The 9,488-nt window shown below is 40.8% G+C and carries 9 protein-coding genes; 5 read left to right on the top strand and 4 right to left on the bottom strand.

Annotated elements, in window-relative coordinates:
• Window positions 1-170: 170 nt before the first annotated feature.
• Genes NYF15_RS21385 through murB form a run of 3 tightly spaced genes read right to left on the bottom strand, consistent with a single transcriptional unit; the run spans window position 171 to window position 2,865 of the window.
• Window positions 171-869: a type III pantothenate kinase gene (locus NYF15_RS21385; protein ID WP_371354624.1), complete on the bottom strand. Its 699-nt coding sequence runs from the start codon at window positions 867-869 to the stop codon at window positions 171-173.
• The gene (gene birA / locus NYF15_RS21380) at window positions 866-1,858 is read right to left on the bottom strand and encodes a bifunctional biotin--[acetyl-CoA-carboxylase] ligase/biotin operon repressor BirA (RefSeq protein ID WP_371354623.1); all 993 of its coding nucleotides are present in this window, start codon (window positions 1,856-1,858) and stop codon (window positions 866-868) included. Before birA ends, NYF15_RS21385 begins: the two co-directional genes overlap by 4 nt.
• Entirely contained in the window at window positions 1,855-2,865 is a 1,011-nt protein-coding gene (gene murB, locus NYF15_RS21375; protein ID WP_371354622.1) for a UDP-N-acetylmuramate dehydrogenase, read from the bottom strand. The genes birA and murB overlap by 4 nt, the downstream gene beginning before the upstream one ends.
• Window positions 2,866-3,010: 145 nt before the next feature.
• Here murB and NYF15_RS21370 point away from each other — a divergent pair, with 145 nt between their 5' ends.
• Entirely contained in the window at window positions 3,011-4,855 is a 1,845-nt protein-coding gene (locus tag NYF15_RS21370; RefSeq protein WP_237120280.1) for a M1 family metallopeptidase, read from the top strand.
• A 54-nt stretch (window positions 4,856-4,909) separates the two neighbouring features.
• Here NYF15_RS21370 and NYF15_RS21365 read toward each other — a convergent pair whose 3' ends face one another.
• The gene (locus tag NYF15_RS21365) at window positions 4,910-5,527 is read right to left on the bottom strand and encodes a DUF2057 domain-containing protein (RefSeq protein ID WP_371354621.1); all 618 of its coding nucleotides are present in this window, start codon (window positions 5,525-5,527) and stop codon (window positions 4,910-4,912) included.
• A 104-nt stretch (window positions 5,528-5,631) separates the two neighbouring features.
• Here NYF15_RS21365 and NYF15_RS21360 point away from each other — a divergent pair, with 104 nt between their 5' ends.
• The 4 genes from NYF15_RS21360 to NYF15_RS21345 all read left to right on the top strand — a co-directional run bounded on the left by NYF15_RS21360 (window position 5,632) and on the right by NYF15_RS21345 (window position 9,482).
• Window positions 5,632-6,003, top strand: coding sequence for a histidine triad nucleotide-binding protein (locus NYF15_RS21360; RefSeq protein WP_062567538.1), 372 nt, complete (start codon window positions 5,632-5,634; stop codon window positions 6,001-6,003).
• A 230-nt stretch (window positions 6,004-6,233) separates the two neighbouring features.
• Window positions 6,234-6,890 (top strand): response regulator transcription factor, encoded by a 657-nt coding sequence (locus NYF15_RS21355; protein ID WP_062567537.1) that lies wholly within the window; start codon window positions 6,234-6,236, stop codon window positions 6,888-6,890.
• Between the two features lie 110 nt (window positions 6,891-7,000).
• Window positions 7,001-9,157, top strand: coding sequence for an ATP-binding protein (locus NYF15_RS21350; RefSeq protein WP_371354620.1), 2,157 nt, complete (start codon window positions 7,001-7,003; stop codon window positions 9,155-9,157).
• Between the two features lie 61 nt (window positions 9,158-9,218).
• Window positions 9,219-9,482 (top strand): hypothetical protein, encoded by a 264-nt coding sequence (locus NYF15_RS21345; RefSeq protein WP_371354619.1) that lies wholly within the window; start codon window positions 9,219-9,221, stop codon window positions 9,480-9,482.
• Window positions 9,483-9,488: the final 6 nt, after the last annotated feature.

The raw sequence follows: 9,488 nt of genomic DNA, 5'->3' as shown, positions 1-9,488 counted from the left end.
CGGATGACCTACTGATTACAAGTCAGTTGCTCTACCAACTGAGCTAAGTCGGCACTGCTTTAGTACGGGGCGAGATTCTAAGGTAAGGTTTATTGTGATGCAACAATAAAATTAAAAAAAGTGTGATTTTATGTGTTAAACGCTCACTATTCAGGCAAATTACCGCTTTTTTACGGTTTTGCTGTCAGTTCTCGCCAATAGTTAAGGCCCTTAAAAACCAATAAGCTATCAAATTGACTGTGAGAAAATGAATCAGCTAGCAATTTTCCATAACCGCCGGCAAACAACAAGGTAACTGATGCATCATTTATATGCTGCTTAGCTTGTTCAATAGCACCTATCGTGGCCACCAGCGCACCATTTTTTAAGCCATTCGGTGTATTACAGCCTAATTCAGAACTAAAAGGTATTTGTGCATCATCAAACACCCGCTTAGTGTTTTGGGTCAACGAGGTCGTCATTAAATCAAGACCTGGTAATATCCATCCCCCTAAATGCGTACCTTCAGAGTTAAGTACATCAATCGTTGTAGCTGTGCCGGCATCAATAATAATGCAGTTTTGCTGAGGATACTCTACAAAAGCAGCAATCACTGCTAACCAACGATCGATCCCTAAATTTTGATACTGCTGATAGGCGCAGCTTAAGGTGGCAAGCTTAGCAGTGACCACCGCTTCAAAGTTAGGAATGGAATGTTGTTGTGCTTGGGCTAATAAAGGCTTGAGTAACTCTGCGCTACCCACACACGCATAAACCAGTTCTTGTATTTGTGACCAAGGTATCGCGTTAAGTTCGCATGCCTGATAATGGTTACCATCAAACAAAACCGCTTTAATTGCGGTATTACCTACATCAACTAACAGTTTCATAACTCAGCCTTACGCAATGAAATTTCTCCACCATAATAGCTTTTTACTTCGCCATCTTGACGAATACGCACGCCACCTTGGCTATCAATTCCTTCACAAATACCACGCCAACTCCTATGCCCTGTATTAAGCTCAACGTATTCATTCGCAAATGCATTTAATTGATTCCACGTCAGATACATATCGTTTAAACCCGATTGCTGATACTGGGCTAAGCGTTTTTCTAAATAAAAGCACAAATAGGCCACCAGCTTGTTTTTATCCAGCCCCTGTACATGCTGGCTTAAATCAGTCCATGCTTGGTCGATATGCTGACTGGCACTTTCTGGCATATGTAAATTGATACCTATACCTATTACAAGCTGACAAGGCCCCTGCGGCTGACCATCAAGCTCAACTAATACACCCGCCAGTTTTTCACGGTTTAAGTAAATATCATTGGGCCATTTTAGTGTTATATCCAATTGATATAAGGCTTTAAGCGTATCGTAAACAGCAAGCCCAACAGCAATAGATACGCCCATAGCCGCTTGCAAGCCATCATCCAAACGCCAAAAATAGCTAAAATATAAATTTGCACCAAACGGAGACTGCCAAACGCGCCCACGGCGACCTCTTCCTGCTTGCTGCATTTCTGCAACGAGTACGGTGCCGGACGTGAGTGGAATATCGCTTTGTAAGCGACGCATGAGCTCACTATTGGTAGAATCTATAATTGGCTGTACTTCGACATTAGCGGTGCCGCCACCCAACTCATTATAATGCTTGCCAATTTTATCTTTGTTCAGTAAGCCCGCACTATTATTAAGGCAATACCCTTTACCCGTGACCTTGAAAATATCGAGTCCCATTTCCTGCAAAGAGTGAATATGTTTACCCACTGCTGCGCGGCTGATACCGAGCTGCTCACCCAATTGCTGACCAGAAATAAAACCACCGGTATTCAGAGCATGTAAAATAGCGAGCTTATTACCATCTGGTGCTTTCATGATGAAGCTCCCAATTCAATATGGCATTCGCGTTCGGCGTTAATCAGTCGCACTTCGTGTTGCAGAGCAATTTGATATTTTTGCCAGACCTGCTGCTGAATATGTTCCACCATTTTAATTAAGTCATCACCATTACTATTACCGTGATTTACTAACACCAATGCTTGCTGCTGATGAACCTCTATCCCTGCAACTTTATAGCCTTTTAACCCTGCCTGCTCAATCAACCAGCCTGCCGCAACTTTATGATGCCCAGAATCGACAAAATAATGAGGCAAGTTTGGGTATTGTTGTAACAATAATGCTAGCTGCTCATTACTGATCACTGGGTTTTTGAAAAAACTGCCCGCATTCGCAAGTTCGTTTGGGTTGGGTAATTTACTGTTTCTAGTCGCAATGATTTGCTCAAACACTTGTTGTGGAGAAGGTTGTGTAAGTTTTTGCAATGGCCCATAACTTAGTACTGGCTGCCATTTTTTAGGTAAGAGTAATCCTACTTGAGTGATCACCGCTTTATTTTTAAGTGCATGCTTAAAAATAGAGTCACGATAGCTAAATTGGCACTCGTCTTTGGCTAAACGTTTAATCGTCTTTGTCGCAATATCAAAGTATTCAACATAGCTAACAAACTTTTCCAGCTCTACACCATACGCACCAATATTTTGCACTGGTGCAGCACCAACAGTCCCAGGTATTAAAGCAAGGTTTTCAAGCCCAAGCATGTCATTAGCAATAGTCATAGCAACTAATTGATGCCAATTTTCTCCAGCTGCAATGTGCAATAAAAAGCCATCGCTTTGTTGCTCTATATCTATGCCCTTCGTATTCATGTGGATCACAGAGCCTTGGTAGTCAGATAAAAACACCGTATTACTGCCTTCACCTAAAATACAAAATGGCTCAGAAAAGTCTGTGCTTAAAAGCTGATTCACTTCATCGATTTGATAGATGTGCTGGCATTGGCTTGGCAAAGAAAAGGTATGAAAAGATTGCAGGGACTGAGCCACAAAACGCCTCAAAGGTTACCGGTAACTAATCGCATTAGTGTAACCTATCGTCGCAAAATACGCATTAGATTGTAAAAATCACTCAACCCACTGCACTAATCATGTTATAAAACAGGCTCTTTTTCATTACCGTTCTAGGGTTATTATGAAGTTTAAACCATTACTTTTAAGCCTTGCTATGGCCGGAGCTTGCTCTCAAGCAACTGCTGACGCAATCAGCCAGCACACTTACGCAAACTTAGATGACGTAACAACCACTCACCTATTACTAGATTTAGATGTTGATTTTGATGATAAGCAATTAGAAGGTTTTGTTGAGCATACGCTAGATTGGCATAATGCAACCAGCAAAACGCTTGTTCTTGATACCCGCGATTTAGATATCGACAAAGTCATGTATCAAGATGACAAAGGCAGCTGGCACAACGCTGACTTTACCCTTGCTGCACGTGATGACGTAAAGGGCTCAAAATTAACAATTAAATTTAAAAGCCAAGCGGTTAAGGCGCGTATTTACTACAATAGCCGCCCAGAAGCTTCAGGTTTACAGTGGTTAACACCAGAGCAAACAGCCAGTAAGTCACACCCCTTTATGTACAGCCAATCACAAGCAATTCATGCTCGTAGTTGGATCCCAGTACAAGATACGCCAGCAATGCGCGTGACGTACTCTGCTCGTATTCACACACCAAAAGATATTCGTGCGGTTATGAGTGCAGACAACAAAGATGCGCTCTATAAAGATGGTGACTATTTATTCAATATGCCACAACCCATTTCGCCATACTTAATCGCAATTGGTGCGGGTAATCTAGAATTTAAAGCCATGTCTAAGCAAACCGGTATTTTTGCTGAGCCAACCATTTTAGATGCATCTGTGGCTGAGTTTGACGACACGCAAGCGATGATCGATAAAACGAACGCGATGTACGGCGAATATGCATGGGGGCGCTATGACTTATTAATGCTACCACCAAGCTTCCCATTTGGTGGCATGGAAAACCCGCGTTTATCATTCATCACTCCAACGGTCGTTGCTGGCGATAAAAGCTTAGTAAATCTAATTGCTCACGAGCTTGCTCACTCTTGGTCGGGTAACTTAGTGACGAATGCAACGTGGGAAGATTTATGGCTAAACGAAGGCTTCACGTCTTACGTTGAAAACCGCATTATGGAAGAAGTATTTGGTCGTGACCGTGCTGTGATGGAGCAAGCGCTCGATGCCGCTGGCTTACGTAAGCTAATTAAAACGTTACCGGCACCAGATACACGCCTTAACTTAAAACTTAATGGCCGTGATCCTGATGACGCATTTAGCTCAGTGCCTTACACCAAAGGCCAGCTTTTCTTAATCTACCTAGAAAACAAGTTTGGTCGTGATAAATTCGATCCATTTGTAAAAGCTTACTTCGATGAGTTCTCATTTAAGTCTTTAACAACAGCTCAGTTTGTTACTTACTTAAAAACCAACTTAATCGAAAAGTATCCAGGTATTGTAAGCATGGATAAAGTAAATGAGTGGATTTTTGAGACTGGTTTACCAAGTGATGCGCCAAACCCAACGTCTGATGCATTCGATAAAGTCGACGCAGTTACAAAAACATGGTTAAACGGTGAAATTAGCGCAGCGGACTTACCAACCGCGGATTGGTCTGTTCATGAGTGGCTACACTTTTTAAATAACCTACCTCGTGATTTAAGCATTGAGAAAATGACTGAGCTTGATAACCAGTTCAATCTAACGCAGTCAACTAATGCTGAGCGTGCTTTCGCATGGTTTATGCTAGCGGTAGGTAATGGTTATCAACCTATCTATCCTGCGCTTGATAAGCACTTATCTGGTATTGGTCGCCGTAAGTTAATTGTGCCACTTTATAAAGCACTCATTAAAAACGGTAAAAAAGACTGGGCGCATGATGTGTACTTAAAAGCCCGTGCGGGTTATCACCCACTTGCACAAGGTACCGTGGACGGCTTATTCGCAAAATAATAAGTCAAACACAAAAAAGGCGCTGAAAATCAGCGCCTTTTAATTTTCCAATTATTATTTCGTCACTTTATCTAAAAATGCACGACGCTCTTCAGGGCTGGCTTGTTGCCACCAAAACTCAAGCATTGCCGCTGCATTTGGGGTATTTTTCAAGCTCGCCTGTCCACCAGGTACTTTTGCTGGCAAAGTTACAGGTGCAGTCGTTGCCGGTTGACTACTTGATGCAGCAACAGGCGCACTCGCCATGGCTTGAGCAGGTGCTGCACGATAGCCAATGATTGATAATGGCATAGCAAGCTCACTGCCTTTTGCTTTTAAACTTACTTGCGGTGATTCAGCAAACACTTCTGCTGCCACTGCATTGCTGGCACGATTAAACACTAAATCATAGTTTTTGCCGCTTTCAACCGTTACTTCAACCCAAAATGGCTCAGACTCAACCACTTGATGATCGTCATAACCTTGTTCATAAAGGTCAGTGTATTTTAACTTTAACTGGTAAGTCCCAGGTGCAAGCTCAACATCGTCAACTCGACTAAAAAACGATTGTTCTATTAAACGTTCACCCACCTGTAAAGGCACAAACTCTTCTGGAAAGTGGATAGTTTCAGCTAGACTGCTGGCACTATAAAATAGTGCAAACACACTACCTAGTAATACTGACTTACGCATGATCACTCCTTGGTTGTTTAACTTGCGGCAGTTTCAGTTTGACACTGCAAATAAAGTTTGTCATTAGTGTGCGGTCAATTAACCACGAATAAAGAGAGCTAAGTATGAGCCAAGAGACTATTTTTACAAAGATAATTAACCGCGAAATCCCTTCTGATATCGTGTATGAGGATGATTTAGCACTCGCCTTTAAAGATATAAACCCACAAGCGCCGTTTCATGTATTAATTATTCCAAAAACGCCTATTGCAACGATTAACGACATCACACAGGAGCATGCCCCTCTTGTTGGTCATTTATATGTAGTGGCTGCAAAACTCGCGAAACAATTTGGTTTTAGTGATGATGGTTTTCGTGTCGTTATGAATTGCAATGACCATGGCGGCCAAACCGTGTACCATATCCACCTACACATGCTTGCAGGTAAAGAGATGGGTTGGCCTCCTTATCAAGATAAGAAGAAACAACAAATCTAATACGTTTTAATGTTAATAATTGTAAAAAACAATACAAATTAACTAATACTGTCTATTATAAATAGATATCAGTGAGTTAACATAAATATTAAGGTTAACCAAGGGTATTTTTTGAAACAAAATAGACACAAACTGTACTTTTCCTGCGCAAGACTCAGAAATTTCTAATACGAAAGGGGTGGATGGCATGGTAGGATGCAAGAGTCAACTTTATTCAAGAGTGTATAAATATGAGTAGTTCAGCCTTTTTACTATTAGATTCGGAACCGGTTAACACAATTGGCATTAATGTCTTAGAACCTTTATTAAAGACTCAAGGCCTTGCGGTTACATCTGGTACTGATATTTCTGAAGTTCCGGAAGGTACACGCTTGTTATTCATTGAAACATCAAGCACCGACGCGTGGGGAAAACTTAAAGAGCAACTGGTGAATCTTCGTATTAAATGCGACATTGTATTGTTTAATCTTGATGAAAACCCAGAACTTGCGAATCGCGCTTTATTAACGGGTATTCGTGGTGTGTTTTACACAACTGATAATGCCGACGTGTTAATGAAAGGCATTCGTTTATTGTTAGAAGACCAACTTTGGTATCGCCGTGAAATAATGTGTAACGCATTAAATCGCATGTTGCAGTTCAACAAAGATGCATTACATAAATTGACTGATGGTGATATTGAACCTGTTAAACTAACGAAACGCGAAAAAGCGATCATTTCGCTAATGAGCAAAGGTTCTAAAAACAAAGAGATTGCTGAGGACTTAAGTATTAGTCCGCACACGGTGAAAACTCATCTATACAGTGCATTTAGAAAAACTAAATGCCGTAACCGTATTGAGCTTTTATCTTGGGCACAGCAAAATATTCCTGACGAAATTCGTTAAGATTTATTCTCTAAAAAAACAGACGCACATTGCGTCTGTTTTTGTTTCTGGTTGCTAAACATAACAATAGACTTTATTCTCAAGCTGTTCATTAATGCCTCGGAAATACAATGCTCGACTCAGCGACCCTCTACTATGCAAGCGCAGCCATGATGGCTGTGATGACATTACTTAGTTATCTCACGTGGCGAACCAACAAAAATACTCCAGGCACCTTACTTTATATTTTTTACCCATTGGTGATGTTTATTTCAGTTATGAGCTTTGCACTGCATGGTCATATCAATAATATCGCGAGTATTTCTATTGCTAACTCATTTATGTTTAGCGCATCAATCATCCACGTTCTCGCAATTTGCCAATTTTTTAATGCGAAATGTATTGGCTTGAGAATCTTTATTGGCATAACTATCACGCTAGCACTAACAATGATTTACCTTGCCACAGACAATACCGAACTGCGTAGTCGAATACTCGTCTCAGATTTACAGCACATTATTGAATCATTATTTTTGCTGGCTCTGTTTATTCGTAATGGTCGTAAAAACTATCCGAATGGCAGCATTGTATACATCATGATTTTAATAATTATTCTTGCGGTATTCACTGGTCGCACGTTAATGATGGGTGATGTCAGTACAGCCAATTTATTATCTGAGAACTGGTTTAGTATCACGCTGTTTATCAATGGTGTCATTGCACCTATGTTTTACGCCACTGGCATGGCTTTACTTTGTAATGAAAGACGCGAGCAGAATTTAAATCAGCTCACCGAAAAAGCGCATAAAGATCTCGAAATCAGAGGGTTATTTTTATCAACTATCAGCCATGAAATTCGTACTCCTTTAAACGGTATTTTAGGCAGTGCGCAGCTAATTATGAACCAATCTAGCGATCCTCGAGATAAACCTTATTGCGAAGCGATTATTAACTCAGCTGAATCCCTTAATTTACTGGTCGATAAGGTACTTGATTATGCAAGTCTCGACCAGCGAGACGAAGCCCTCTACGAAGAAGACGTTGAACTAAAAACATGGCTCAATAACTTGTGCCTATTACTGAGTCCTCTGGCTGAACAAAAGCACTTAAAGTTTGAACTTATTTATGATCTTCCTGAGCAAGCATGTTACTACTGTGATCAACAAAAGCTCAGACAAGTCATCATCAATCTTGTCGGTAATGCGATTAAATTTACAGATCACGGCTCAGTCAAAATTCATGTAAAACTACTTCAAGAAGGTCAGTTTGAAAACCGACTTCGCATCAGTGTTATTGACTCAGGCCCTGGCATTGAAGATGAAGAAATAGCATATCTAACAGAACCCTATGTACAAAGTAGCGCAGGAAAAGAAAAAGGCGGTACAGGCCTTGGCCTTGCGATTACCAGTCGCTTGCTTGAAAAGCTCGGCAGTAAATTGAATATAGAGAGTGAGCTGTCAAAAGGCAGTACGTTTAGCTTTGATATTAACCTTGCTGTTGGTGAATTAAGCCTTGTAGAACAACGCCATCAATCTAAAGATTATGTCACCGGCTTGGATGTTTTGTTAGTAGAAGACCTCGACTTAAACCAAAAAATTGCGATTGAATTTATGGCTGATGACGAGCATAAAATTAAGCTGGCAAAAGACGGAAATAGCGCTATCGAGCTGATGCAAAAACACCACTTTGATGTCGTACTTCTCGATATGAATTTACCGGATCTCACAGGTCAAGAAGTGCTTAAAAGGCTCAAGGCGATGGACCATCTAAACCAACGTACCCCTGTGCTTGCTTTTACTGCAAGCCTCAGTCCTGATGAAATAAAAGAATACTTGGCTCTAGGTATAAAAGACATCGTTGGCAAACCAATTAAACAGCAAAAGCTGCGCCAAGCGCTTAGTGACTCACAGTCAAATCAAGCAGCGAGCATCGCAGTCGAGCTTCGAGATACTCTTTATGATGAAACAGCTGCCGCAGCACTTATTAGTTCATTCAATGAAGATGAAGTATCCTCTATTTATAATGAATTTGTTTTATCAGCCCGCAACAAGCTAATTCGCTGCCAGCAACTCGTTGAAGATGATAAAGAGCAATGTTTAAAGCTATTGCACCGCCAAGCAAGTACTGCATTACAGCTTGGCTTTAACCGCTATGGCTTAGAGTTAAAAAAAGTAGAACGTAAATTACTCGATAATAAGCCCCTAAAGGAATCTCTCACCGGTGCGCTAGGCCTTTGGCAAGAAAGCTTGCAGGCATATTTGGCACATGTAAGAAGTGAGCTGAGCTAAATTAGGTGCCGTTACTCAAGTAATGGTAATTTAAAACACTCCAGAACCAAGGATAGGACTTATGCTGATTTTTAAAATTTTAATTTTAGTTGCATTATTAAAGCTGTTAATAAATACCGAACGACCCAGTTTATGTGCGGGTATTTACACAGCTATCGTGTTGTTGTTTAACCTAATGTTCGGCCTTGGTTTCATTACATCCATTGTTGGCGCTGTCATTTCTGGGGTATTAGCGTTAATTTATTTTTGGCTGTTGAACCATTTTAGGGATACCGCTATTTTTTGGCTGGTACTCATTTTAGGGCTCGCTATTGGTTTAGTTTAGCTTGCC

The organism is Pseudoalteromonas sp. 68 DY56-GL68, from assembly GCF_041414825.1.
GTDB lineage: Bacteria > Pseudomonadota > Gammaproteobacteria > Enterobacterales > Alteromonadaceae > Pseudoalteromonas.
This window is presented reverse-complemented; position numbering and strand designations above follow the sequence as displayed.